The organism is Marinobacter sp. PE14 (assembly GCF_053566155.1).
The window spans coordinates 67,362-94,357 of the sequence record NZ_JBQXNY010000005.1; the positions used below are offsets into that span (position 1 = coordinate 67,362).

At 57.4% G+C, this 26,996-nt stretch carries 20 protein-coding genes; 17 read left to right on the top strand and 3 right to left on the bottom strand.

The window, feature by feature from the left end:
• Positions 1-343 precede the first annotated feature (343 nt).
• From ACWJ62_RS16350 to ACWJ62_RS16390, 9 genes are read left to right on the top strand one after another with little or no spacing between them, the layout of a single operon-like run.
• Complete coding sequence (locus tag ACWJ62_RS16350) at positions 344-892, top strand: AraC family transcriptional regulator (protein ID WP_449287155.1); 549 nt, start codon at positions 344-346, stop codon at positions 890-892.
• Positions 893-898: 6 nt separating this feature from the next.
• Entirely contained in the window at positions 899-2,305 is a 1,407-nt protein-coding gene (locus tag ACWJ62_RS16355) for a hypothetical protein (RefSeq protein WP_449287156.1), read from the top strand.
• Positions 2,302-5,109, top strand: a complete 2,808-nt coding sequence (locus ACWJ62_RS16360) for a tetratricopeptide repeat protein (protein WP_449287157.1) — start codon at positions 2,302-2,304, stop codon at positions 5,107-5,109. The genes ACWJ62_RS16355 and ACWJ62_RS16360 overlap by 4 nt, the downstream gene beginning before the upstream one ends.
• Positions 5,099-5,581, top strand: a complete 483-nt coding sequence (locus ACWJ62_RS16365) for a hypothetical protein (RefSeq protein ID WP_449287158.1) — start codon at positions 5,099-5,101, stop codon at positions 5,579-5,581. Before ACWJ62_RS16360 ends, ACWJ62_RS16365 begins: the two co-directional genes overlap by 11 nt.
• Positions 5,582-5,929, top strand: a complete 348-nt coding sequence (locus ACWJ62_RS16370; protein WP_449287159.1) for a hypothetical protein — start codon at positions 5,582-5,584, stop codon at positions 5,927-5,929.
• A gap of 13 nt (positions 5,930-5,942) precedes the next feature.
• The gene (locus tag ACWJ62_RS16375; protein WP_088557161.1) at positions 5,943-6,569 is read left to right on the top strand and encodes a MotA/TolQ/ExbB proton channel family protein; all 627 of its coding nucleotides are present in this window, start codon (positions 5,943-5,945) and stop codon (positions 6,567-6,569) included.
• Positions 6,566-7,096, top strand: coding sequence for an ExbD/TolR family protein (locus ACWJ62_RS16380; RefSeq protein ID WP_449287160.1), 531 nt, complete (start codon positions 6,566-6,568; stop codon positions 7,094-7,096). The genes ACWJ62_RS16375 and ACWJ62_RS16380 overlap by 4 nt, the downstream gene beginning before the upstream one ends.
• Entirely contained in the window at positions 7,093-7,581 is a 489-nt protein-coding gene (locus tag ACWJ62_RS16385) for an ExbD/TolR family protein (protein WP_449287161.1), read from the top strand. The genes ACWJ62_RS16380 and ACWJ62_RS16385 overlap by 4 nt, the downstream gene beginning before the upstream one ends.
• The gene (locus ACWJ62_RS16390) at positions 7,574-8,575 is read left to right on the top strand and encodes an AgmX/PglI C-terminal domain-containing protein (RefSeq protein WP_449287162.1); all 1,002 of its coding nucleotides are present in this window, start codon (positions 7,574-7,576) and stop codon (positions 8,573-8,575) included. The genes ACWJ62_RS16385 and ACWJ62_RS16390 overlap by 8 nt, the downstream gene beginning before the upstream one ends.
• Positions 8,576-8,622: 47 nt before the next feature.
• Here ACWJ62_RS16390 and ACWJ62_RS16395 read toward each other — a convergent pair whose 3' ends face one another.
• A complete protein-coding gene (locus ACWJ62_RS16395) occupies positions 8,623-9,108 on the bottom strand; it encodes a MaoC/PaaZ C-terminal domain-containing protein (RefSeq protein WP_449287163.1) in 486 nt (161 codons plus the stop codon).
• Between the two features lie 200 nt (positions 9,109-9,308).
• On the opposite strand from ACWJ62_RS16395, the gene ACWJ62_RS16400 reads away from it, so the two are divergent.
• The 3 genes from ACWJ62_RS16400 (at position 9,309) to ACWJ62_RS16410 (ending at position 16,316) form a co-directional block, all read left to right on the top strand.
• On the top strand, positions 9,309-10,985 hold the full coding sequence (locus ACWJ62_RS16400) for an AMP-binding protein (RefSeq protein WP_449287164.1): 1,677 nt from the start codon (positions 9,309-9,311) through the stop codon (positions 10,983-10,985).
• A 123-nt stretch (positions 10,986-11,108) separates the two neighbouring features.
• Positions 11,109-15,044: an ATP-dependent RNA helicase HrpA gene (gene hrpA / locus ACWJ62_RS16405; protein ID WP_449287165.1), complete on the top strand. Its 3,936-nt coding sequence runs from the start codon at positions 11,109-11,111 to the stop codon at positions 15,042-15,044.
• 150 nt (positions 15,045-15,194) lie between these two features.
• Complete coding sequence (locus ACWJ62_RS16410; protein ID WP_449287166.1) at positions 15,195-16,316, top strand: beta-ketoacyl-ACP synthase III; 1,122 nt, start codon at positions 15,195-15,197, stop codon at positions 16,314-16,316.
• Between the two features lie 12 nt (positions 16,317-16,328).
• On the opposite strand, the gene ACWJ62_RS16415 is transcribed toward ACWJ62_RS16410, so the two are convergent.
• Complete coding sequence (locus ACWJ62_RS16415; protein ID WP_041645241.1) at positions 16,329-16,736, bottom strand: acyl-CoA thioesterase; 408 nt, start codon at positions 16,734-16,736, stop codon at positions 16,329-16,331.
• Positions 16,737-16,826: 90 nt separating this feature from the next.
• Between ACWJ62_RS16415 and ACWJ62_RS16420 the strand changes: the two genes are divergently transcribed.
• From ACWJ62_RS16420 to dinG, 5 genes are read left to right on the top strand one after another with little or no spacing between them, the layout of a single operon-like run.
• Positions 16,827-17,615, top strand: a complete 789-nt coding sequence (locus ACWJ62_RS16420) for an MlaA family lipoprotein (RefSeq protein ID WP_449287305.1) — start codon at positions 16,827-16,829, stop codon at positions 17,613-17,615.
• Between the two features lie 29 nt (positions 17,616-17,644).
• Positions 17,645-19,132: a DUF3336 domain-containing protein gene (locus ACWJ62_RS16425; RefSeq protein WP_449287167.1), complete on the top strand. Its 1,488-nt coding sequence runs from the start codon at positions 17,645-17,647 to the stop codon at positions 19,130-19,132.
• Position 19,133: 1 nt separating this feature from the next.
• Positions 19,134-20,840, top strand: coding sequence for an ExeA family protein (locus ACWJ62_RS16430; protein WP_449287168.1), 1,707 nt, complete (start codon positions 19,134-19,136; stop codon positions 20,838-20,840).
• A 2-nt stretch (positions 20,841-20,842) separates the two neighbouring features.
• Positions 20,843-21,568: a general secretion pathway protein GspB gene (locus tag ACWJ62_RS16435; RefSeq protein ID WP_449287169.1), complete on the top strand. Its 726-nt coding sequence runs from the start codon at positions 20,843-20,845 to the stop codon at positions 21,566-21,568.
• Complete coding sequence (gene dinG, locus ACWJ62_RS16440) at positions 21,568-23,772, top strand: ATP-dependent DNA helicase DinG (RefSeq protein WP_449287170.1); 2,205 nt, start codon at positions 21,568-21,570, stop codon at positions 23,770-23,772. Before ACWJ62_RS16435 ends, dinG begins: the two co-directional genes overlap by 1 nt.
• A 267-nt stretch (positions 23,773-24,039) precedes the next feature.
• Here dinG and ACWJ62_RS16445 read toward each other — a convergent pair whose 3' ends face one another.
• The gene (locus ACWJ62_RS16445) at positions 24,040-26,760 is read right to left on the bottom strand and encodes a LuxR C-terminal-related transcriptional regulator (RefSeq protein ID WP_449287171.1); all 2,721 of its coding nucleotides are present in this window, start codon (positions 26,758-26,760) and stop codon (positions 24,040-24,042) included.
• Positions 26,761-26,996 lie beyond the last annotated feature (236 nt).

Sequence of the window (26,996 nt, forward strand, 5' to 3'; positions counted from 1 at the left end):
CGGTTGAGGGCATCGGCAAAGCTCGGCATATCAAGCGGGGTTGCCTGAAGGCACTCCCGCCGCTTTCCGTTCAGCAAATACAGGGCCAAGTGAAGGAAAGGACCACAAAACAGTCGTTTAAAATTCAACTTATCCGCTGAATCCTCCTAGGGCCCCGATATCCCTCCTGACTCTGTCAAATAACTCGACACTCTTCCCACTCCTCCGACCGTTTAAGCTTTCGCTGTGCGTTTTCCATTTGGTGATCTGTATACCGTTCTTGACGGTTACCAAGTGTTACGCTTCCTGCCGATCTGTTACAGAAGTTTGCATGAGTTACAGAGGCTAAAAGGGCAGGAGGCTTATGTTCGGCACACAACAATCACAAAGGCGCCGGATAGCACACCAAAGGGTAGTCGCCATCGGAGCACTGGTTCTGGCGTTGCCGGCTGCCTCGGCTGCAGTCGCCGACGGGCTTGACGAGGAACTCGAACGCCTGAATGCTGAAATCGCCAGCCATTCCGAGCGCGTATTCGCCCTTGAACAGAAGGTCCTGCACCCAGCCAATACCCGACTGGCAGTTTTTCTGACACTTCAGAGTCGGGATGCCCTCGATCTTGATTCCATCGAGCTCTTCGTCAATGGTCAGCCTGTCGCTTCTCACCTGTATTCCGACAGAGAGCGCGCGTCGCTTGAGCGCGGCGGTATCCAGCAGTTGTTCACCGGGAACCTGGAAAATGGCGAGCATGAGTTGAAAACGGTTATTACTGCCCGCTCTGCCGATGATGATTTTGTACGGCGGAAATCCACTCACCGCTTCAGAAAGCGCCCCGGCGTGCTCCGTTTACAGATGAGCCTGGAAGCCCGGGCGCCCGATTACGATCCTCGGGTTTCTTTCATGGAGTGGGAGTAGGGCGCCATGATGCTCCGGTTCCTTCTGCTTGTGTTGCCTCTGACTGTTTCCGGTTTCTCCGTGGCGGCTACGCCGGCAATGCCGGACGATGTACTTTCTGGTCTCAAGCAGTTCCGCCACGCCGGAGAAGTTGGCGTCGATCTCGGGGATGGAAGACAGCAGGCGCTCTATGAAGATGCTGAGAAAGTACGAACCGCGGGCCGCACTGATGAGGCCGGGCGAATCCTGGCCGGTATGAAAGAAGGCTACTGGGCGGCTCTGGGTTACCTCAATCTTGCCAGCGATTACGCGAAAACTGATATTAACCCGGCCAGGGCGCTGGTTGCGCTGCGGGTGGCTTTAGCCATGTCCGACGGTGACGCCGATTCCAAGCGTAGCCAGCATCTGAAGAATAATCTGCTGGTCCGCGCGGGCTACCTCGCATACCAGCACGGTGAATTCGATAAAGCTATCAGCTTTCTGGAGAAGGTCGATCTCGATAGCTTCAACACGCCACGGGCCCTTTATATTCATGGTCTGGCCCTGGCAGAAAAAGGCAATCATCGGGCCGCCATGCAGAGCTGGCATCGGGCCAGGAAATACCCTTTGGCATACCCGGGAGTTGCCGACGCCTCGATAGGGATGGGGCGCGGCTACGATCTCTCCGGCTATCTCGGGCAGGCCGGAGAAGCCTACCTTGCGGCCAACGCTGCGTTCGAGAGTGAACGGGTCACGCTTCGTAAACTTGCCGGAAAGATTCGCGAACAGGGCGCTTACAAAACCCTGGTGGAAGATGCCAGGGAAACCGGGGTTGACTGGTTTCTGGCCGACAGCCGTACACTGACCCAGCCGCGCATGGCCTATCTTCTTGGGTTCATGGAGGACCCGAATGTCCAGAAAGCTGCGGGGAGGGTGGCAGCGCTGCGCTCGATGGCGGTAAAACTTGAACGCCACGGTCACGATCTTGAGGTGTTTCAGGGCGCTCTGACAGAGCAGCTGGTCGGCATCCATCAGCAGGACACCAGGCAAAGCACCGCCGATCTTTCGGTTCAGGGTGAAGAGCTTGGTACACGATTGCAGCGCCTCGCCGATAACGCCGATCCCGGCCAGCAACCTCGCATCCAGGCTCTTGGGAAAACCCTATCAGACGCCCAGAGCCGGTTGAGTCAGGTCCGGAGCAATGCATCGGGGCAACCGGAAATCCTGGAACGGTTGCGTCGCTCTGCCGCTGCGCTGACAGAGCGCAACGAAGCGCTGTTACTGTCTGTCCGTCAGTTGCTTGAAGCATCTGAAACGGCGTTGGACGAACTGGCTCTCGAATATGTCGAAGCCAGGGACCAGCAGATGGCCTTCGCACTGGACAAAACCGAACAGCAGATTGCTCACCTGTATGAATATCTCGCCCTTCAGAACCTGGAGGAGACCCAGCCATGATCCGGCCGTTTCAGAGCTTCTGCCTTTTCTTACTGCTGGTAGCGCCGGCTGCGGCCCAGGAATCCTTTCGCATAGAGCTCGGGCGGGATGGAGAGACTATCGGGGACATGCGACCGGTGTTCCTTACCTTTGAAAGCAGGCCTATGCCGGCGATCTCGCCTTCGGAAGTGGCCCGCCGCTACCATCGCCTATTCAGGACATCGGACGAGCCAGAGGTTCGGATCGATGCCCTCAACCGGCTGAGCAACATCAGGGACCGGTCAGGATCAGATGTTGGCTTATCTGCGGCGGAAGAAGAGCAGGTCTACAGCGAAGCTATAAGCAGCTATGAGTCTATTCTCGAGCGAGGTTCTTATGGCGGGAGGCTGGACGAGCTGCTGTATCAGATGGCCAAGGCCCATGCTCTGACCGGCCAGCAGGATGCTTCAATCCAGAGGCTGAAACAGCTGGTCGGGTTATATCCGAAATCTCCCCTTGTGCCAGAGGCCCGGTTCCGATTGGCCGAATCGGCCTTTGCAGCCGGCCGCTACGCAGAAGCGGAAAACGGCTATCTGCATTTGGTTAATTCGGACGCTAGTGGAGAGCTGGGCATCAAGGCCAGATATATGCTCGGGTGGAGCCAGTTCAAACAGGGGCCGTCTGCGTGGAGCAGGGCCGCAGCAACCTTTATCAGAGTTCTGGATGAGTTCCTGCCGAGCGCACAGAGCCTTGGGTCAGTCAGCGATTCGAGCGTTGATACCATCGATGACACGTTTCGGGTGCTTGCCCTGATGGCTGCCCGAAACAGCGGTACGGAAACTCTTATTGCCTGGTTGGATAGGGATCGGTCCCACCACTGGGAACACCTCCTGTTCGATCGGCTGGCCGATTACTACGCGGTGAGGGGCGAGACCATCGCAAGTGTCGCTGCCAATCAGGCTTTTATTGACTATTCGCCCAGTCACCGTGCTGTGCCTGCCTTCCGATTACAGATAGTGGACGTATGGCAAGCGGCTGGTGATCCGGAGCAGGTTCGCAATGCCCGTGCCCAGTTCGTCGGTAGCTACAGCCAGGATTCCGCTTACGCGGCTCTGACTGGTGAACAGAAGAATAAATGGCTGAGTTACAGCAAACGGCTGGCCGATTACCACTATGACTTCGCCACACGATTGGTGGAACAGGGCCGGGTGGCGAAGGCTGAATCCGCTTTTGCTGAGGCGGCCGTTTACTACGCAGATCTGGCTCCGAGGATTGATCAGAGCGGCGAAATGCTTCGCCTTGCTGGCGATGCCTGGCTGCAGGCGAGGGATTTTCCGAAAGCGCTGACGAATTTTCGCCGAGCAGCGTATGAGTCGCCCGGTTACAGCGAGGCCGCCGATGCTGCCTGGGCCGCTGTTACTCTGTTGAGAACCAGTCTCGACCAGCAGACCACTGCGTCCGCGTTCAAATCCGACCTGAAGGACCTTTCCAGGGAGGCCAACCGCTTTAGTGGACGCTTTGAAGGGGATAGCCGGATTCCCGGCCTGATGGCAGATCTCGCCGCCCGGTGGCTGAACGCCGGCGATCATCAGCTGGCGCTGGATTATGGTTCGCGAGTATTGACTGTGCCCACTGCGTCTCCGGCAGAGCGATACGCAGCATGGCAGGTTATGGCCCGAATACGCCAGGAAGAGGGCGACTATGGTCTGGCGGAACGTGCCTGGGGCCAGGCGCTGAATCTTGCCGAAAGTGAACGGCTCGCAAACGTGACCGAAGAGCAGGTCTCAGCCATTCGGAAGCAACTGGCGACGTCCGTCTATCGCCAGGCAGAGCTCGCAGTATCCAGTGGCAGGCTCGGAGAGGCCGTTGGGCACTTCCGACGGGTTGATTCGGTGCTACCAGGTTCGGACGTTGCCATTCGTGCGCGCTACGACGCGGCCAACACCTTACTCAAAGCATCAGACTGGAGCGCTGCCGTCGGCGACCTGCAGAGTTTTCGCGCCGATTTTCCCCAGCACGAGCTGACTGCCGGCATCAGTGAAAAGCTGGTACATGCCTGGATTCAGTCTGATGAACCCACCCGTGCGGCGTCAGAATTACTGCAGGCCGCCGATAATCACGCTAACCCATGGCACCTGAAGTTGCGGGCTGCGGAATTGTTGAATCAAGCCGGGAATGTAGCGGAACGAAATGCCCTTTACTTGGATTACCTTGCAACGGCTCCGAAGGCAGAGAGCGGGGCCGAACATGAACAGCTCCAGACCTTCCGGCATCGCCTGGTAGAAACCGGCGACAATCCCGATGCCTGGAGGGAAGCACTGGTCCAGTCAGAGCTCGACAGCACCTGGCACACCGCTGACACCCTTGAGTGGGCCTCCCGGCCTGCACTGGTGCTCGGTGCCCGTGCGGCTGCAGCGTTTACCAGCATCAGACTGAGTCAGCCGCTGGAACAATCTCTGGCGCGCAAGCAAAAGGCGCTGGAATCGGCTCGAAAGAGATTCCTGGATGCCGAGGCGCTTGGCGGCGAACGAGTTCTGTCTGAATCGCTGTTCCGACGAGCCGAACTCTATCGTGGTCTGGCCAAAGACCTGATGGCATCCACCGTTCCGGCGGATCTGAATGAGCTGGAGGCGATGCAGTATCAGATGTTGCTGGAAGAAGAAGCTTTCCCATTCGAAGACAAAGCCATTCAACTGCACACAGAGAACCATCGCCGGATTACGGCCGAGGGATATGACCCCTGGATAGGACGCAGCCTTGGCGTTCTTGCGGAGCTGCACCCGGGACGTTACGAGCGGAGTGTTAAGTGGCTTGGCTGGAATATGGAGATCAAGGATGGCGCGTAATTCAACGGGGAAAACAGGCCTGCAACTGGCGGCGCTTCTGGTGTTGCTCGTCGGCTGCGCCGGGCAGGAAGTCCGGCAGCCGGAGAAGCCGATCAGAAAGGATCCTGAGCTGGCAGCAAATTATGAACAGCAGGGGCGGGTAGCCTTCGAAGAAGGTCGAAAAGGCGCGGCAGTGGATGCATGGCAAAAAGCCGTAGAGCTGAATCCGACCAGGGCGGTGACAGTGAACAATCTGGCGCTCGTGTTAAAGGACCAGTACCGATTCGCCGAAGCGGCCAGGCTATTGGAACTGGGCATCAGCCATTCGCCAGATGTGGCCGAGCTGCATTTTAACCTGGCGGTGATTGCCGAGCTCTATTTGCTGGATCTGCAGACTGCCCTTGAGCATTACAACCGCTACCGGGAGCTGACGGATAAAGAAGAACAGCAGGTGGCTGGCTGGATAGCGGATCTGGAACGGAGGCTGCAATAAATGGCTGATATCCGCACAACTGCCAAAGTCACTTTACGCGTGCTGGCGCTGGCTGGCCTTCAGTCATTGCTCCTCATCCCGGCGCAGGCGGATGAGGAAGAAGCGACCCGGCTGGCTGTTGAGGGTATATCTGCAAGCCTGGGCGAAGACGAGCCGCGGGTACTCTACATACTGCCCTGGCAAGCGCCAAGCCTGCCAAAACGACCAAGGGCAGATCTGAATAACGAGGCGCCGGAATTGGTCCGGCCGGTGGATCCAATAGCCCTGGAGCGTCACCGTCTGTTTCGTGAAAACCTCAATCCTCTGATCCTGAGCCCTGTTGGAGACTCAGGCCTGGCCGAGCAATAACCGGAGAACAATCATGCTGGACACGATCGTACGTTTTTTCCAGGAAGGTGGGCCCTTCATGTACCCCATCGCCATTGTCTTGGCATTGGGGTTGGCGATTACTCTGGAGCGGTTCTTCTATCTCTCTGCGGTACGGCGGCGAAACCGGATTGCTTTTGAGCGGGGCATCCTGCCGCTGCTGAGGAAACGGGACTATCAGCGGGCCATGAAAGCTGCCACCAACTCAGACAGTGCGATTGCCTCAATCATGGGGGCCGGCATTGGCCGTTTGCTGAGCAACAGCCGCCGGGAGGATATTGAGTACGCCATGGAAGAAGGCTTGATGGAAGTGCTGCCGCGTCTGGAAAAGCGCACCCAATATCTGGCAACCCTGGCCAACATTGCCACGTTGCTCGGCCTGTTGGGAACCATTATTGGTCTGATTGCTGCGTTTACTGCAGTGGCGGCGGCAGATCCTTCCCAGAAGGCCAGTCTGTTGTCCGAAAGTATTTCCGTGGCCATGAATACCACGGCTTTCGGCCTGATGTCGGCCATTCCGTTGCTCATGTTTCATGCGGTACTGCAGACCCGGACCAACGAGATTGTGGACAGTTTTGAAATGGCCGGGGTGAAATTGCTGAACATTGTGTCTGAGGCATGAGACGCCGTTACCGCAGGTTAAGCGCATCGCCGGAGCTGGATATCACCGCCTTTCTCAATCTGATGATCGTGCTGGTTCCCGTCCTGTTGCTTGGCATGGTGTTCAGTCAGGTTCGAATGATCGAGCTGAACTTTCCCGGTATGGACGCTGGGGAATCGCCAGCGCCCGAACAGTTCCGTCTTGTGATTACCTTGATTCCTGAGGGTATTGAAATCGCCGACAGTGATCGCGGCTTGATCCGTGTGTTGCCGACAGACGAGGCAGTTCAAGACTTTGAAGGCCTTCGTCAGGTACTTCGGCAGATAAAAAACCGGGTTCCGGAGAAGACCGACGTGGTTCTGGAAGTCGGGCCAGACATCGATTATCAGACACTGATCACGGCCATGGATACCGTCCGTTCTTATCCGGCGGTGGTTGCGGCCAGCGTGGTTGAGGGTGAGCTGTTTCCTGATGTCTCGCTGATGGATGCGCCGGCAGACAGGAAGCTTGCGGGGAATGCCAGGCTTGAATCCGGGGAGGGCGCATGAAGACCTCGCGTAAGGCCAAAAGAATCCGTCGACATTACGGCCGTATGAAGAGGCCTGGGGGGCTGAACCTGGTGTCCCTGATGGACATCTTCACGATCCTCGTTTTTTTCCTGATGGTGAATTCCTCGGATGTGAAAGTGATGCAGAACACTTCGGACGTGCCACTGCCAAAGTCCACGGCGCAACAGGGGGCCGTTGAGAGCCTGACAGTCCAGATAACGGGCAATGCGATTCTGGTCCAGGGCAGCGAAGTGGCAAGGCTGGGGGGCATCGAGACTGGTGATACCAATATCGCTGGTCTGTCGGAAGAGCTTTCCTGGCGTCGCAGTCGCTGGTCTGAAATTCCCGAGGAGGGGCTTGATGTAACCATCATGGCGGGTCGCGACACCGATTACCGATTGCTTCGCAAGGTCATGCAGACCTGTGTTGATGAGCAATACCGGCAGGTGCGGCTTGCTGTGGAACGGGGGGTCCGGAATGGCTGACAGCGGATGGTCACGAATGGGCGATTCAGGGCTGCCATGGAGTCGTGATCTTGGCGAGAGTCGAAGATTTACAGGTATCGTATTGTTGGTGACAGCGCTGTTTTTGCCGCCTGCGTTGCTAATTCCGATTCAGGATGTGCCGGAGATCGAGCGCAGCGAAGCCGAGAAGATTCCCCCAAGGCTGGCTCGCCTGGTGGAGAAGCCGCAACCGGCGGTGACACCGGAGCCGGTGAAGCTCGAGGCGGAACCCGAGCCCGAGCCGGAACCAGAAGTGCAGCCCGAAAAGCCTGAAAAGCCAGAGCCGGAAGTTGCCGAGGTTGAAGCGGCTCCGGAACCAGAGGTCAAACCTCAGATGGCTTCGGAGCCAAAGCCGAAGTCAACGCCAACGCAGACCATTGAGCAGGCGAGGGAGAAAGCGTCCCGATCGGGGCTGCTGTCGATGAGGGACAAGCTGGCGTCACTCAGATCCCCTGAACCGGAACCGGCCCGGAAATTTGCGGTCAACACGGAAGCCAGCGCCCTGGATCGACCTCGTGCGACTCAGGAATCGACGGAAGTCCTCGCTGGCAGTGGCGGTGTTGAAGATACTGTTGCCCCTGAAACAACCGTCGCTGTGACTCAGCACGAGGTCGAAACAGTTGAGGCCCCTGTGGAAGAATCCCGGGAGGTGGCTGCCAAGCCTGCAGAGACAGCGCCGTCCCCTGGTGAACGGGCAATGAGCAATATCCGGAAGGTATTCGATGCCCAGAAAACGGCGCTCTATTCCATGTATCGGCGGGAACTCCGGCAGGACCCGACCCTGGAGGGCAAGGTTCTGCTGGAGCTGGTCATAGAGCCGGATGGCTCGGTTTCCGCCTGCGAGGTGGTCAGCTCGGAGCTTGGGCATGCCACCCTTGAGCAACGGATTGCCATGCGGGTAAGGCTATTCAATTTCGGAGCTGACAATGTTGAGGCCCGCAAGGTCAGGTTCCCGATTGATTTCCTGCCCGGCTAAAGCGTGCAATCGGGCGGCCGGAGCCATGGATGCCCGATTCGGAGCTCTCAGTGTTCAATGGCGATTTTCGGGAGTTGGGGTTTGTGCAGAGACACTTTTTCCGTCGGGGCGATCACCTTCGCTTCCCCGGTGACCACCTTCTGTTCGTTTTGATTGCGTACGTCGCACTCGACAACAACCCGGCCTTTCGGCTCCTTGCGAAGGACTTTGAGATGAACGGTCAGGGTGTCGTCCAGTTTGACCGGCCGCTTGAACGACAGGCTCTGCTCCAGGTAAATGGTCCCGGGGCCTGGCATTACTGTTGCCAGTGCTGCCGAAATCAGCGAGCCGCTCCACATACCGTGGGCGATGCGTTCCTTGAACATGGAACCTGCGGCAAATTCAGAGTCCAGATGTACCGGGTTTACATCTCCGGAGACCGCTGCAAACAGCACCAGTTCGTCCTCGGTTAGGGTACGTGTGAAGGTCGCGGTGTCGCCTTCGTTCAGCTCGTCGTAGGTGATATTTTCCAGGGTATCAAGGGTATCGCTCATCGCGTGCTCCGCACTGTTGTCATTTGAGTACAGGTGTTCTGGTTGGTGTTCGGGTAAGAGTTTCGAAAACTACCTCATCGGTTACAAAACTGCTATTCTCTCCCCACTTTTTTGAGGCTGATACTTTTGTAGGGTTGATTTTTTGAGCAACCTGACATCGGTAAATCATTACAATCAAAAGCGCCAAACAGGAGATGGTGATGGATTTTGAGCAGTTCTATCAGGATAAATACCCCGCCGGCGTACCTCGCGAGGTGGACCTGACCAAGTACAAAAGCATGGTGGATGTGTTCGAACAGTCGGTCAAAAAATTTGCCGACCGTCCAGCTTTCAGTGCTGTTGGCGCAACTCTCACTTACCGTGACCTCGACACCCAGAGCCGCAACTTTGCAGCCTGGCTGCAAAACAAGACAGACCTGAAACCTGGCGACCGTATTGCGGTGCAGTTGCCTAACGTCAGCCAGTACCCGGTTGTTGTGTTTGGCGCGATGCGGGCTGGCCTGATTGTGGTGAATACCAACCCGCTCTATACCACGCGGGAAATGGAACATCAGTTCAACGACTCCGGAGCCAAGGCACTGGTGGTTCTGGCCAATATGGCTGAGAACGCCGAGAAGGTGTTGCCGCACACTGGCATTGAGCACGTGATTGTTACCGAAATCGCGGATATGCACTCGCCAATCAAGCGCACGCTGATGAATGCCGTGGTCAAGCACGTTAAAAAGATGGTGCCGCCGTTCAATCTGCCTCAGGCCCACAAACTGCCTGCCGTTCTGAGTGCCGGCGCCCGTGAAAAATTCACCCCGGTAGAGTGCAAGCAGGACGACATTGCCGTGCTTCAGTACACCGGTGGAACGACCGGTGTGGCGAAAGGTGCGATGCTGACCCACGGGAACCTGGTAGCCAATCTGCTGCAGACCCGCCCGATGATGGAGGACATGGTGGTTGAGGGTCAGGAGGTCGTTATTGCGCCTCTGCCGCTGTACCACATATATTCCTTTACCCTGAACTGCGGCATCATGCTCGAGGCCGGCGCGCACAACGTGTTGATTCCGAACCCGCGGGATATCCCGGGCTTTGTGAAAGAGCTGAAGAACCACAAATTCACCGCGTTCCTGGGCCTGAATACGCTCTTTGTTGCGCTTTGCAACAACGAAGACTTCCAGGATCTGGACTTTAGCAGCCTGAAGCTGACGTCCTCGGGCGGCATGGCGCTGACCAGCGACACCGCCAAGATGTGGGAGCGGGTCACCGGCTGTGAGATCTGCGAAGGCTTCGGCATGACTGAAACCTCTCCGGTGGTCACCTTCAATCCGCATAGCGCCATTCAGATTGGTACTATCGGCCTGCCGATTCCGTCCACCCAGGTCATAACCCTCGATGAAGAAGGCAATGAGACGCCCCTGGGCGAGCCGGGCGAACTGTGCGTAAAAGGGCCGCAGGTTATGCGCGGTTACTGGCAGCGCCCTGAGGACACCCAGAAGTCTTTCACCGACGATGGCTACCTGCGCACCGGCGATATCGCCCTGATCCAGGAAGACGGCTATATCCGCATTGTTGATCGCAAGAAAGACATGATCATTGTCTCTGGCTTTAACGTGTTCCCGAATGAGATCGAAGATGTGGTCAGCAGCCATCCGAAAGTGGTCGAGTGCGCCGCAGTTGGCGTGCCCGATGCCAAGAGCGGTGAGGCGGTCAAGGTTTACCTGGTGCCGACGGCTGAAGGCGTGACGGAAAACGAGCTCAAGGAGTTTTGTCGCGAGCGGCTCACCGCCTACAAGGTTCCCAAGAAGTTTGAGTTCCGGGACGAGCTGCCCAAGACCAATGTCGGCAAGATCCTGCGCCGTGAACTGCGGGACGAGGCGAACAACAAGTAAGCCTTTCTGGCAGTTGATCAAGGAAAACCCTGCTTCGGCGGGGTTTTTCCGTTTTTAAGAAACCGACTTTCCCGATAGACTGTCGCCCAATCGAATCCGAGTGAGCGCTATTCCGGCAATTCAATGACAGACACCCGTTCCGATACTCCGAGCACACCGAAACCCAAGCCCGATGGCGAAGCCGCCGTTAAAGCGATGATGGAGCAGCTGGACGCCTGCAATCAGCAGGAAGCCGCCCGCATTGTGAAAACGGTTGCCCGTACGAAGGGAAAGCCGGGCCAGAAAGAACTGGAGAAAATGGCCAACTGGCTGGAGCGCGGGCTTGAAAAGGTTCAGCAGCGCCATGCCCTGCACAAGCCGGCCAGTTTCCCCGAGGGCCTTCCGGTTTCCGAGCGTGTGGATGATATCCGTGAGGCCATCGAAAACCATCAGGTGGTGATCATTGCGGGTGAAACCGGTTCTGGCAAAACCACCCAGATACCCAAAATCTGCATGAACAGTGGCCGTGGTATTCGTGGCCTGATCGGTCATACCCAGCCCCGCCGGATTGCCGCCCGCAGTGTGGCTGCCCGCATTGCCGAGGAGATCGGGGAGCAGACCGGTCAGCAGATCGGGTATCAGGTTCGTTTTACCGATAATACCTCCGAACAGTCCCGTGTAAAGGTGATGACCGACGGTATCCTGCTGGCAGAGGTTCAGCACGACCGGTTTCTGGACCGCTACGACACGATCATCATCGACGAAGCTCACGAGCGTAGTCTCAACATCGATTTTCTGCTGGGCTACCTGCGCCAGCTTTTGCCCAAGCGCCCGGATCTGAAGGTCATCATTACGTCGGCCACCATTGAGGTTGAGCGTTTTAGCGAGTTCTTCGACAAGGCGCCGGTGATTGAGGTGAGCGGCCGGACCTATCCGGTGGATGTGCGTTACCGGCCGCTGGCCGGAGATGAAGACGATCGGGATCAGGGCTGGACGGATGGCGTGCTGGGTGCCCTTGATGAGATTGAGCAGCACGAGCGCAGCCAGAAACAGCCGCCGGGAGATGTTCTGGTTTTCCTGCCCGGCGAGCGCGAGATCCGCAATCTCAGCAAGGTTCTTCGCCATGTCGACCTGCGGCATACCGAAGTGCTTCCGCTGTATTCCCGATTGAGCAACGCCGAGCAGAATCGGGTTTTCCAGTCCCACAAGGGGCGACGGATTGTGTTATCCACCAACGTGGCAGAGACCTCGCTGACGGTACCGGGTATTCGATACGTGATTGATACCGGGGTTGCCCGGATCAGCCGTTACAGCGTGCGCTCGAAGATTCAGCGCTTGCCGGTGGAGCCCATTTCCCAGGCGAGCGCCAACCAGAGGGCAGGTCGTTGCGGCCGTGTTGCCCCGGGTATCTGTTTCCGCCTGTACGATGAGACGGACTTCATCAACCGCCCGGAATACACCGATCCGGAAATTCTGCGCACCAACCTGGCCTCGGTGATTCTGCAAATGGCGACCTCGGGGCTTGGCGAAATTCGCCAGTTCCCGTTTCTGGAGGCACCGGACAAGCGGCAGGTCAATGATGGTTACAAGCTCCTAGAAGAATTGGGGGCGGTGGATGACAAACGCCGCGTTACCCGCCTGGGTCGAACCATGGCGCGGCTGCCACTGGACCCGCGCCTGGCCAGGATGCTGGTCACGGCCGCCGAGCTAGGCAGTCTTTCGGAAACATTGGTCATCATTGCCGGGTTGAGTATTCAGGACCCCCGGGAGCGGCCTCAGGACAAACAACAGGCTGCAGATCAGGCCCATGCGCCGTTCAATGACAAGGAGTCCGATTTCGTCACCCTGTTGAACGTTTGGAATTTCTACGAAGAACAGCGCCAGGAACTGTCCCAGAATCAGCTCAAGAAGGTCTGTCAGAAGAGTTTCCTGAGTTGGATGAGGATGCGGGAATGGCGGGACATCCATCGCCAGCTCACTCTGATCTGCCGCGAACAAAAATTGGCGGTCAACAAGGATGCCGCCAGTTACGAAGCCCTGCACAAGGCGATACTGGCCGGTCTTCTGGGCCAGGTGGCGGTGAAAGTGGAGAAAAAGGAATACCTTGCAACACGAAACCGGAAAGTGCTGATCTTTCCCGGCTCAAAGGTAGCCAAAAGTGGCCCGAAGTGGATTGTGGCCACCGAGATTGTGGAAACCAGTCGGGTGTTTGCCCGGGTGGTGGCCTCCATTCAACCGGAATGGATTGAACCCCTGGCCGGTCATATCGTCAAGCAACACTATTTTGAGCCCCATTGGGAGCAGAAACGCGCCCAGGTAATGGGCTATGAGAAGGTGACCCTGTACGGCCTCGATATCGTCGCCAAGCGCCGTATTCCTTACGCCAAAGTGGATCCGGCGGAATGCCGAAATCTGTTTATCCGGCGAGCCCTGGTAGAGGGGGATTACCGATCGAAGGCGCCCTTTATCACCCGTAACCGGGAAATGCTCGACACGGTTGAGAATTTGGAAAAGAAGACCCGGCGGCGGGACCTGCTTGTTGACGATGAAGTGCTGGTGGCCTTCTATGAGGAGCGCTTGCCAGCCGACATCATCAGTGGCCGGCATTTCGAGACCTGGTGGAAGGGGCTCCCGGCGGAGCAGCTGAAAGAACTGGAGCTGACTGAGTCTGACATTCTTCAGCGCCCGGTCGATGCCCAGGCCGCTGACCTGTACCCGGACTATCTGGAGTGGGAGGGCGTTCGTTACCCGCTGAGCTATGAGTTCGAACCCACCAGTCAAGAAGATGGTGTCACACTGCAGGTACCTTTGATGGCGCTCAAGCAGATACCGTCCCGTCGCCTGGAATGGCTGGTGCCGGGTCTGTTGCGGGAGAAGTGTATTGCCCTGGTGAAATCCTTGCCCAAAGCATTGCGCCGGAATTTCGTACCGGTGCCGGATTTCGTGGATGCGGCCCTCGAGAATCTTCAGCCTTCCAACGAGCCGCTTACGCTTCAGCTGGGCGAGCAGTTGCGGCGCATGACCGGCGTGCAGATTGATCCTGATGCCTGGTCAGACACCGAATTGCCAAAGCACTTGCGGATGAACCTTCGCGTTATGGGTGACGGGGGTCGCACCATTGCCGAGAGTAGAGAAACGGCCGATCTTCAGCACCAACTTGAGGGTCAGGCCGAGCAGGCGCTGGCCTCGGCAACTCAGGATGATTCGGCAACGGAACCGAGTGGTGAGTACACGGAATGGCAGTTCGGTGCACTGCCCGAGCAGGTTCAGACAGAAAAAGGCGGTATGCAGGTTACTGTGTATCCCGCCCTGGAGGATCTGGGCAAGCAGGTGCGCCAGATACGCTGTCTGGATCGGCTGACCGCTGAAGATACGACTCGAAAGGCTATCGCCCGATTGATCATCAACCGGTTTGGTAGAACCCTTGATGATCTTGAGCGCAAGCTGCCCCGTTTCAAACAGTCTGCGCTGATGTTTGCTCCGGTGGGCCAGTCGAAAGTGTTGCTGGACGATCTGCTGTTGGCGACCGCCATGCAGCACTTCCTTGCGGACGAAATTCCAAGGACGGCAGAGGGCTTCGAGAAGGTATTTGACGCTTACCGGGGTGATTTCATCCCGGCACTGGAGCAGGCAGACGAACGGCTGTATCAGGCCATGTCCGGTTACCAGAAAGTGGCGAAACAGCTAAAAGGTAAGATCAATCTGGCCCTGGCCAACAGCATGGCGGATCTCAAGTTTCAGCTACAGAACCTGGTGTATCCGGGTTTCCTGGTTGAGACGCCGCCTGAATGGCTGGCGGAATTCGGGCGCTATTTTGAGGCAGCCCTGGTTCGGCTGGAGAAGATGGCGCGGGAAATGGGCCGAGAACGGGAATTTCTCCATGCCATTGAGCCGCTCTGGTCTCGGTATGCTGTCAAGCGGGACGAGCAGCAGCGGCAGGGCGTTCGAGACCCCGAGCTGGTGCTTTACCGCTGGATGCTGGAAGAATTCCGGGTGTCGTTTTTTGCACAGCAACTGGGCACGGTGATGACCGTGTCCGTAAAACGATTGGACCGGCAGTGGGAGAAAACGCGGGTCTGAGGGAGAACGGGGCGCACCAATCCGGTGCCTATGACTGATACCCGACGGGCAAAACCCCGATACTGTGTTAGTATTTCCGGCAGTAGGTCAACGAATTAACAAAACGGGATGTCTGGTGTCCCGTTTTCACAATTATGACGTGGGGTTAGCGTGATTAAAGCCGTTATTAGCGGGACCGGTCTCTACACACCGCCAGCAACCATTAGTAATGAAGAACTGGTCGAAGCCTTTAACCAGTATGTTGAACTGTTCAACGCCGAGAACGCAGACGCCATCGCCAGCGGCGATGTGACGCCACTGCAGCCTTCTTCCTCTTCGTTCATCGAGAAAGCGTCCGGCATCAAGCGCCGCCACGTAATCGACAAGGATGGCATTCTCGATCCCAAGCGCATGAAACCCTACATCCCGGATCGCAGCAACGAAGAGCCCTCAGTGCAATGTGATATGGCTGTGACAGCCTGCTGTGAGGCGTTGGAACAAGCGGGCAAGTCGGCTGAGGATGTTGATGCGGTGATTGTTGCCTGCTCTAATCTGCAGCGAGCCTACCCCGCCGTTTCTATCGAGGTCCAGGAGGCGTTGGGTATCGACGGGTTTGCCTATGATATGAACGTAGCCTGCAGCTCCGCTACGTTCGGCCTCCAGGCCGCCGTCAACTCTGTAGAGAATGGCAGTGCCCGTTCCGTTCTGGTCGTCAGCCCGGAAATCTGTTCCGGCCACCTGAACTTCCGCGACCGGGACAGTCACTTCATCTTTGGTGACGCCTGTACGGCTATCCTGGTTGAGCGCGAAGAGGATACTCGCGAAGGCCAGGGCTTCGAGATCCTCGGTACCAGTCTGAAAACCAAATTCTCGAATAACATCCGGAACAATTTCGGGTTTCTGAACCGCGCCGACGATTCCGGTGTCGGCAAACCGGACAAGCTCTTCGTTCAGCAAGGCCGTAAGGTATTCAAAGAGGTTTCGCCACTGGTTGCCGAGACAATCCAGAAACAGCTGCAAAGCCTTTCTCTGGCCCCGGATGATCTCCGTCGCATGTGGCTGCACCAGGCCAACCTGAACATGAACCAGTTGATAGCGCGCAAGGTGCTGGGCCGGGATGCCACAGAGGAAGAGGCACCGGTCATTCTGGATGAATACGCCAACACCAGCTCTGCCGGTTCGATCATCGCCTTCCACAAGAACAAGGATGACCTTGTCAGTGGTGATCTGGGGGTAATCTGTTCGTTCGGGGCAGGTTATTCCATCGGCAGCGTGGTGGTTCGCCGCCGATAGGAGTGAGCTGGGTCAAGACGTTGCCAGTGCCCTGAGGGTGTCTGGCAGTGGAGCCGATGAGCGCGTCTTTCGGTCGAACCAGACGATTTTTGCATAGCCTTCCGCATATACGGCGCCGGTATCGACATCTGTCAGCAAATGGTAGGTGTCGAGACTGGTGTTACCTGCCTTGTCAGCGTATGTTTTCACCTCAACCGTTGCCGGGTGGTTCAATTCCTTTAGAAAGGTGGCACTGGTCTTTATAATGACGGGGCCGGTCGGCTCGTCAGGCCCGCCCAGCTCCAGTGAAGCCAGCCACACAATGCGCGCTTCCTCAAAGAATCGGAAGTAGACTGTATTATTGGCGTGGCCGTATGCATCCATGTCTCCCCACCGGAGGGGCATGGTGATCGTGTTTACAAGATTTCCCGGTACTGACATCGGTTTCTCCGGAACAACGGTTTAATAATAAAAAAGTAGCGCCGGTATTTTCGACGAATTGAAACGAATTAAACAACCCAAGAGCAGATGATGAAATACTTTTTTATCCGGCGCCGGCTTTTTACCCTGGCCATGTTGTTGTCCCTCGCTGTATTTCTGCCAGCGGGCCAGGCTACCGCCCAGAACATGCAGGAACCCGCTCCAGAGGGGTCTGTTCCGGTTGATCCCAAAGATCCATGGGAAAACTGGAACCGCAAGGTGTACACCTTCAACGAGACCATCGACCGCTGGTTCCTGAAACCGGTAGCGCAGGCCTATCGGACCTTTACTCCGCAGATTGTCGACCGCGGCGTTACCAATTTTTTCAACAACCTGACAGAACTGCGGAACTTCACCAACAGTGTCCTTCAGCTGAAAGGGGAGTCTGCGGTGGTAGCCGTGGGACGCTTCACCTACAACACCACCTTTGGACTGGGTGGTTTGTTCGATGTGGCAACCGCCTTTGACCTGCCGGAACGGCCTGAGGATTTTGCCCAGACTCTGGGATACTGGGGGGCGGGCTCAGGGCCTTATCTGATGCTGCCTTTCCTTGGCCCTTCCACACCGCGGCACTTTACCGGGTTTGTGACCGACGGCTTCGCGTTGCCTTCCGCGTGGGACGAAGTGGAAAGTCCTGAAGTTTACTACGCCAGGGCCCTGCAAATCGTCGACCGCCGGGCGGATCTGATTCCCGCTGAAAGTTTCATCTCTGGCGACAGCTACGTGTTTGTGCGGAATGCTTTTCTGCAACGTCGCGAATTCCTGATTAATGACGGGAAGGTGGTTAATGATCCGTTTGCCAGCGGTGATGATGAGGATTTGATGCTTGATGATTTCTAAGCGTCAGCCGGATTGAAAGGAGATCAACGGTGCTCAAGGATCCAAGAATAGCCAAGTTCCGGAAAATGCTGGCCGAGGCGCCGAACTACGAGGTGTGGAAAGCGGCAGCACTGGAACTCGACTTTCTGGAGGGCAACGCCGAGTGGAAAGAGGATTTTGCCTCCGACCTCTACCATTATGAAGTCATCTACGACCGGCTGAGCAACCTCAAACAGTATCGCCAGCAGAATGATGTAGAACGCCTCAAGCGCGCTCTCCGTGAAGGCTTGCACCATGACCTGGGCAACATGGGCAATCCCGCGCTTTATACCCGATCGCGCGTCGGCACCAAGCATCTGATCGAGGAGTACATCACGCAGGTCTGTGAAGCACTGGACTATCTTTGTGATCAACCGGTTCCGGGGTTTCCCGTTGCAGATAAGCTCCAGTTCTTCCGGGACACCCTCACAAGTTACGGTCGCCCGGCACTATTGCTCAGTGGCGGCGCCACCCTTGGTGTGTTTCACTTTGGCGTGATCAAGGCGCTCTGGGAAAAGGGGCTTCTGCCGCAGGTTATTGCCGGCTCAAGTATCGGCGCCATCATCGCTGGCATTCTTGGCGTGCACACGGATGCCGAAATTCCGGAAATGCTGATCCCTGAAAACCACAACCTGAAAGCCTGGAAGTGGCGTGGTTTGCTCAGCGCGGTCCGAGGCGACGGGCTAATGGATCAGGAGGAGCTTCGGAACTGTCTGCGGGGTAATGTCGGTGAATACACCTTCGAAGAGGCGTATCAACGCACCGGACGTTCGATCAACGTTAGCGTGTCACCAGTGCAGGCGCACCAGAAGGCCCGATTGCTTTGCGGATACACCTCGCCCTATTTGATGGTGTGGAGCGCGGTGCTGGCCAGTGCCGCGGTTCCCGGTATTTTCCCGCCGGTTACCCTGATGAAAAAAGACATTCAGGGTAATACACTACCGTACATGCCGCGCCTGAAGTTTGTGGATGGCTCGGTCGTAAGTGATCTGCCGATCGAGCGTTTGGTGCACCTGTACGATGTGAATTACACCATCGTGAGCCAGACCAATCCCCATGTAGTCCCTTTCCTGAGCCAGCGGGGGCGGGATGAAAAACTGTCCCTCGGAAATCTGCCCATGCATCTGTTGAAATCCGAGATCCAGTTTCATGGCCAGGGAGTGTTCGATTACCTGCGAAAACGGGTAAGGCCGGAACTTCTGCGGCAGATGTCCGGTCAGTTGTACACCATTATGGCGCAGCGCTACTCGGGAGACGTGACCATAGCTCCGTCGTATTCCTTCAAGGATTACAGCAGGATGCTGGCGAATCCGGATCCTGCCTACGTGCGGCAGATGATTCTGGCTGGCGAGCGGGCGACCTGGCCGAAGATTTCCATGATTCGCTCCCACGCCCGCATTTCCAAAACCCTGGAGCGTTGCGTGCGGAGGCTGAAGCAACAGAACCGGCGCACGGCCGAGCTCAGGCTGGTCAGCAACGCGGATTCCGGTACGTCCTGATATGTATTACGACTTTTTCGGCTTTCGCGAACCGCCGTTTTCCATTGCCCCGGACCCTCGGTACCTGTATCTCAGCGACCGCCACAAGGAGGCGCTGGCGCACCTGATGTACGGAGTCCAGGGGCAGGGCGGTTTCATCGTAATCACTGGTGAAGTGGGAACCGGAAAAACGACTGTTTCCCGCTGTTTTATCGAGAATGTTCCCGATCATGTGGATATCGCACTGATCCTGAACCCTAGGCTCTCTGCGCGAGAGTTGCTGTCCTCCATCTGCGATGAGCTGGAAATCCCCCACGATATCAGTGCCACCATCAAGGAGCTGGTTGATCTGATTAACCAGGACTTGCTCAAGGCCCATGCGGCCGGGCGACACAAAGTTCTGATGATCGATGAGGCCCAGAACCTGTCGGCCGAGGTGCTGGAACAGCTAAGGCTATTGACCAATCTGGAGACGGCAGAGAAGAAGCTGCTTCAGATTGTGCTGCTTGGCCAGCCCGAACTGCAGGACATGCTGGCACTTCCGGAACTGCGTCAGCTAAACCAGCGGGTTACAGCACGCTATCACCTGGACGCCATCGGTCGGGAAGAACTGGCGGCCTACCTGCGTTACCGCCTTAGTGTTGCCGGTATGCGGGGAGACATCTTTTCCCAGCGGGCAGTCAATCGCCTTTACCGCGAGAGCCAGGGCATACCCCGCCTGATTAACCTGATCAGTGACCGCGCCCTGTTGGGCGCCTACGCCGAGGGGGAGCATGAGATCACGCCCGAGCATATCCGTCAGGCGGCAAAGGAAGTACGCGGACAATCCCTCGGCCCCTCGCCCTCTCGGGCACGCCAGTCACCAGACAGATCGCAGTACCTTATCGTTGCGGCTTCGATTCTGGTCGCCATCATCGGCACCGCCTGGCTGTTCGAGCGTTGGTCCACAGGCGGGTCGTTTCTCACGGAACCGTCGTCGGCAGAACCCTTGCAGGGAGCTGTTGAACGAGTCCAGGAGCAGGAACCGGAACCATTGCAAGAGATTGAAGAAACCGGGCCCGGAGAGCCGTCAGCACCCGTTGAACTGGCCGTGCCGGACCAGCTTCTGGATTCCGTGGAAGCCTTCCGGGTACTTTTCGGGATCTGGGGGCGCGAATATGAACCTTCGGAAGCGCCCGTTGCCTGCGACTGGGCCAACGAGGCGGGTCTTGGATGCCTGAGTCGTCAGGGTAGCCGCCGAAGCCTCGAGTTTCTGGATCGCCCGGCGATGCTTCAGTTGCAGGATGAGGCGGGTAACCGGGGGGTTGTTGTGCTCCGCCATCTGGACGGCGATACAGCAGATATCGCCTTGCCCTCCGGCAATCAGAATGTATCGTTTGCCAGTATCGAACGCTATTGGTTCGGGGAGTACCGGGTTCTGTGGCGCCTTCCGGAATACCTGACAGGCGACGGCTTTTACAGCAATGGCGGCGGCGAGCAACTCTGGATTGGTGCGCGAATGATGGATCTGGCGGACCGTTTCAGTAACTCGCGTGCTGAAAGTGACCGGGTGAAACGGATGGATTCGGAAGAGCAGGTTCGCTGGTATCAGTCATTGCGAGGGCTTACCGTGGATGGGATCGCTGGAGCCATGACCATCATCCAGATCAACAACGACCTGGAAGCCAACATTCCCCGTCTCAAGCCTCTGCGGTCTGAAGGTCGCCTGCAAGTTGAAGGTCGAGAGTAATCATGTCGTACATTCTTGACGCATTGCGGAAATCCGAAACCGAACGTCGGCAGGGTCGCGTTCCGGACCTTGGCCAGCAGGTACAGCTGATTCACCGCCCGAAGAAAAAGCGGTGGTCGCCCGCTGTCTGGGTGTCTTTGGCACTCATGGTCAACGCCGGCGTCTTGACCTTTGTCTTCTGGCCGGACTCGCCGTTGCCCTGGGTTTCCGGGTCGCAATCCGAGACATCAGCGGCCTCGGCTAGAACGACAGCTCCTGAACCTGAGCCGGTGTTGCCTGCGACAGAGCCGGCGGGGGCATTGGAAGATCCCGTCGCGCAGACGGGGGCCATTCCGGAGCCCGATGCCGCCGAGGCAGCTCCGGCGCCGATCGCTTCGGAACCTCCGTCACCGGAAAGCCGGGAGCGGGCGACCGTTATTGTTCCCTCATCCGCAATACCCGAAACCGCGGCACCAATAATGGAGCCCGAGCAGGCGGGCAGAGTGCCTCATCTGGTAGAGTTGCCGCTCTCATTCCAGAAGAGCGTTCCCGATTTGACCTTTAACAGCCATATCTACTCGTCATCCCCTGCGTCGCGCCGGGTGATGATTAACGACACCTACCTGCGAGTGGGCGACGTCTTTGAAGGCCTGCGGGTAGACGACATAACGGAAGAAGGCGTGGTGCTGAGTCGCGACGGGCGGCGGTTCCGGGTTGGCGTTGTTCGGGACTGGGTGAGCCCTCGCTGATGGCACTGACCGACGAGATCAAACAATCGATCCAGCAAGGATATCGGGATGTGCTGGCCGGCAAGGATATTCGGGCGCGCTATGGGCAGCGCCTGATGATTGCGGAAATAGCCAGATACATGGGCGATATCACCGAGAACGATGGCCAGCGAACGTCCCCGGCCTCCGCCTGTGTGGTCGAAGCCGGGACCGGGACAGGCAAAACCCTGGCCTATCTGATCGCTGCCATCCCGGTGGCCAAAGCCCTCGGCAAAACCCTGGTTATCTCCACCGCAACCGTGGCCCTTCAGGACCAGATTGTGCTTAAAGATCTCCCGGACCTGAAAAAGCACAGCAAGATGGATTTCAACTGGACTCTGGCCAAAGGGCGGGGGCGTTACCTGTGCATGTCCCGGTTGGAAGCCCGACTGCACGATGAAGGCAATACCGACAGCGACACCATGCCCCTGTTTCTTTTGGATGGGCCGAAAAATGAAGAACCGGGCACCCGGGCCTTTTTCGAGGAAATGCTCGCCAGTTATGGTTCCCGCGAGTGGGACGGTGACCGGGACCACTGGCCGGAACAGATACCGGACGACGTCTGGCGACAGGTAACCACGGACCACCGGCAGTGCACCAACCGTCACTGCAGCTATTTCGACAGTTGCGCGTTTTTTGATGCCCGTAAAGACCTTGATGATGCCGATATCGTGGTGGCTAACCATGATCTGGTTCTGGCCGACCTTGCCCTGGGCGGCGGTGCCATTCTGCCGGAGCCGGAGAACGCCCTTTATATTTTCGACGAGGCTCACCACCTTCCGGACAAGGCCCTGAATCACTTTGCCGCGTCGCTGCCACTCAATGCTACCCGGCAATGGCTGAAACAGCTTTCCCAGGCGCTTGTTAAAATGCAGCCTTATCTGGCAGCCGGCACCCAGGCGGCCAAGTCCCTGGATCGCATTAGTTCTGCGTCGAGAGAGGTTGACCTGGTCCTCAACCGGGTTTACGAAGAAGCCGAGCAGAATACCGGCTGGGAGTTTAATGAAGAGCGCCGGACGGCGCAGTGGCGCTATCCGGAAGGTGAGTTGCCGGAGGCCATGGCTGAACTTGCAGCCGAAAGCCGGATTGCTACCGCCAACATGGTCCGGCAACTGGGTGTTCTGGCGGACGAGCTGCAGGGTGCCTTTGACGAGCGTAAGGAGCATGAGATCGACCGGGAAACCGCCGAAGCCTGGTATCCGGTGATAGGCTCCTTTCACGCCCGGGCAGAGGACCAGTTGCGGCTCTGGACAGCCTGGTGCGACCAGGGCAATGCCAGGCCCCCCAGTGAAGCTGAAACCGACGCCGAGACAGGTGAGGAGCTTGAAGCCAGGCCGAAGACGCAGAAAAGCCCGCCGCCAGCCCGTTGGGCTGTGCGTCAGCGCTGGGACCATGCCGAAGACATCACCCTTTACAGTTCACCGGTATTGGCGGACAACCTGTTGTACTCGAGGCTTTGGTCTCGCGCCTACGGCGCCGTACTTACCAGTGCCACCCTGACCGCACTTGGCCGATTCGATCGCCTGAACGCGCGGGCTGGATTGCCCCAGGGCAGCCGCTTCCTGGTGGTCCCCAGCTCTTTTCGTTACGGCGAAATGGCAACGGTGGAGGTTCCGGCAATGTCCGCCATGCCCACGGACGATGGCTTCGCCGATGAGCTTGTTAAACGACTACCGGACCTCTGGGCAGGTGAGAAGGCGACTCTTGTATTGTTTACGTCCCGTCGTCAAATGCAGCAAGTGCGGGATGCGCTGACCCCGGATTACCCGGACCTGATCATCACCCAGGACGATATGGCCAAGGGGGAAGTGCTAAGACAGCATTGCAGTCGGGTGGACGAGGGCCGTCCGAGTGTTCTGTTTGGCGTTGCCAGCTTTGCTGAGGGCATCGACCTTCCCGGAAAGTACCTGCATCACGTTGTGATTACCCGTTTGCCGTTTTCAGTGCCGGACGATCCCATTGAGGCGAGCCTTGCCGAGTGGGTGACCCAGCGAGGCGGCAATCCGTTTATGGAAATCACCGTTCCGGACGCATCCATCAAACTTGTCCAGGCGGTCGGTCGGCTGCTGCGGACCGAGCAGGACACCGGAAGAGTGACCATCCTGGATCGCCGTATCATTGCCCGCCGGTATGGTCAGTTGTTGCTGGATGCGTTGCCGCCGTTCCGTCGAATTATCGAACGCTGAGTTCCCGCTATGGATCGTTCAGCCATAAAAAAAGAGCCAGCCCTTTCGGGTTGGCTCTCATCAAGGGGTTCTTTCGAACCCGGGCGTCGAAACAACGCGGAACAAGAAATCTGAAGGCCTGAAGTTTCAGAATTCCTGATGAGGTTTCCCTCACCGTTGAAAATATAATAGGGGATTAGAGGGCGTAGCCGGATCGTCCAAAGGGCGTAGCGGGCTTAAATTGTTGGTGCAAAGTGTGATGCGCGTCACGTTTCGAGGGGCTCGAAATCAGCCTTGCAGCAACCCCAGTTCCCGGGCCCTAGCCAGAGCCTCGGTTCTGCGGCCCACGCCAAGCTTTCCATAGAGGTTGCGAATGTGGGCCTTCACCGTAGCCGGGGCAACGTCCATCTTTGCGGCAATTTCCTTGTTGGCATGGCCCGCATGGATCAGCGCAAGCACTTCAAGTTCTCGCTGGCTGAGAGGTTCAGGCAGTGTTTCGGCGTTTAGTGTCGTACGACCACGCTCACCAGAAATGGCACTGGCTTTTGTTTCAGAATGGCCCTCGCCAGACTGCCGTTGATCGAGAAGCATTTTCCTGACGCTCGCGTTCCAGCTTCCGGGTTCATCCAGCGCTGGCAAACCAAGGAGGAGGGCACGCAGATCCGGGCTTTCCTCGGCAAAAAGCCGCATGAACCCGGCCTCGCTGGCCAGTTTTATCGCACGGGTCAGCATTTGCTCCGATTCATTGGTCCGTTCCTGTTTTGCCAGTGCTTCGCCATAGACCAACAGAATTTCCACCAGATGCCGGTTATGGGCGTTGCGTTCAGCCGGTTGTAGAAGAGCGCTGAGTATCTCCTGGGCACGCTCGGGCTGATCCAGTGCCACCAGCACCCGCGCCTCGCTGATCCGGCTTTGTTCAAGATGAAGCGGATTGGTGAACTCGGTATCGGCTCGGGAATCCAGGCAGGCCCGGGCTTTTTCCGGATGGCCTGAGGCCAGGTAGCAGCGTGCCAGAAGGGCAGTGCTTGCGGGCGGCTCGAAAACGATTTGCTCTCGTCGCTTTCGGGCAATCTGGGATGCGTCTTCGAGCGCGTCAATCGCGTCCTGCAGCCGGCCTTCGCTGAAAGCCAGGTGGCCACGCACGTACTGAATGATCACGTGCTGTCCCGGTTCGGTGCCCCGCTCCACATGTTCCAGCAACGGTTTCAGGTGCGTGGCTGCTAGCTGGGGGTGATTTCGTTCGCGATGAATCTCACAGAGTGTACTGTTCTGCCAGCATGAAATGAGTCTTGGCTGAGTTGGGTCCGCATAGTGTTTGTCTACCCAGTGCCGGATCTCGGTGCAGGTCTCCAAGGCCAGATCGATATCGCCGCGATTGTACTGAATCCACGCCAGCAGGCCGCCACTGGAAAGAACCGTACTGGGCTTATGTTCGACCTGTCCGTAACGGACCGACGACTGGAGCGAGTCTTCGGCTTCGGTGAGTTCACCCTTGCCGTAGTAATCCAGCCCCAGGCCGTAATAGGTAACCGACTTTAACGGTATGCGAGTGTGGTCAATCTCCCTGAGCACCTGTCTTGTGAGATCTGCGGCGCTCTTGTCGTCACTCCGGGTGCGAGCCAGATAGGAGCGCATCAGCGAGATCTCACTTTGCAGCCCGAGGGCCCCTTCGGCATCCGGATGGGAGTCTGCTACCTGCCGGTCCAGAAGATCCTCCAGGCCGGACAGCAGGGGCTCCAGACTATCCATGCGGTTGGCAAAGAACAGCCCCCAGATCCGGAGCATCTGGAGTTGCGGATTGTCGATGACAAGATCCTGTGGCAGGGCATCAATCCAGTCCAGCACGGGGAGATGATAACCGCCATGAATCAGGTTGTTGCCATGCTCAGCGAGCACCCGGGCAAGCCGGGACCAGTCCTCCTGTCGGACGATCTGGGCAATGGCTTCTTGCACGTGGCCATGGGCCAATAACCAGTCCACCGTGCGGTGCCAGAGTCGCGTTGCCGAGTCGGGATCTGTGTGGCTTATCCTGAGTAGCAGAGCATCCCGAAACAGGTCGTGATAGCGGAACCACTCGTTCCGGGTATCCAGCGGGATCAGAAACAGATTCTGGCTGAGAAGTTTTTCAAGCAGTTCCTGGCTGTTATCGGACCCACGTATCGAATCACAGAGGGACGCACATAGCCGGGGACAACAGGCTGTTTCAAGCAGAAAGTCGGAAAGCTCCCGGGGTTGCTGCTCAAGTACTTCGCTCAACACATAATCGCTGATGTGGCGCTCATCCAGATTTATCTGGTTTCCACTAGTGCTGGCGTCCTTTCCGGATAATGCGGACAGCTGCATGGCAGCGACCCAGCCTTCGGTTTTCCGGTAGATCGCGTTGACATCCTCGTCGGCGATATCAAGGCCCATGGTGTCGTGAAAGAACTTACGGCATTCGTCTTCAGAAAAGGCCAACAGGCCAGGGTGGATGTCCTGAATCCACCGACGGACGCGCCAGCGGGCCAGGGGCAGTGGCGGTTCGGTCCTGGACGCCAGGGTTACCAGAACACCCGGCGGGAGATAGTCAATGAAATAGGCGAACTGCCTGTGGATGGCCGGGTTGCCAATAAAGTGGAAATCGTCCAGCGCCAGCGACCACGTGCTGCCATCATGAGCCAGCGTGTTGATCAGGCCGGTAATGGCTTCGGTAAACGTGTCATCTGACTGGTGAGCCAGTTGTTTGCGCAAATCGGACGCGCCGGTCAGGCCGGCTTGTTCAAAAGCACCTATCAGGTACTGCCAGAATCGCCGAGGCTCATCATCGTGTTCATCCAGAGAGAGCCAGGCGGTGGGGGAGGAGACCCTTGAACACCATTGCGCTACCAGAGTGGTCTTGCCAAACCCGGCCGGCGCAATCACCAGATTCAGTTTTTTCGGAGCCCGGGACTCAAGCAAGGCACTCAGCCGCTCACGTTTAACCGCTCGCGAATCTGACGTTGGCCGAAGAAACTTTGTGGTGAGCAGCATGGATTCCCTGAGAACTGGAGTGTTGATGTGCCCAGACAGGGCATTACGGATTGTGTCCTTTGTATTGGCCAAGTCAAGGGTTGGAGGGGGCTTTTCCTGGCTTCAGGGTTTTATCAGGGGCTGCGCAAATGCGATTTTGGTCTAAACTGTGTAAAAGCAGTTGCCTATATTAAAAAAGAATGAAAATCTGTATTTTTATGCGTATTCTTCAACAAGGTCCTTCGATCTCCAGGGAG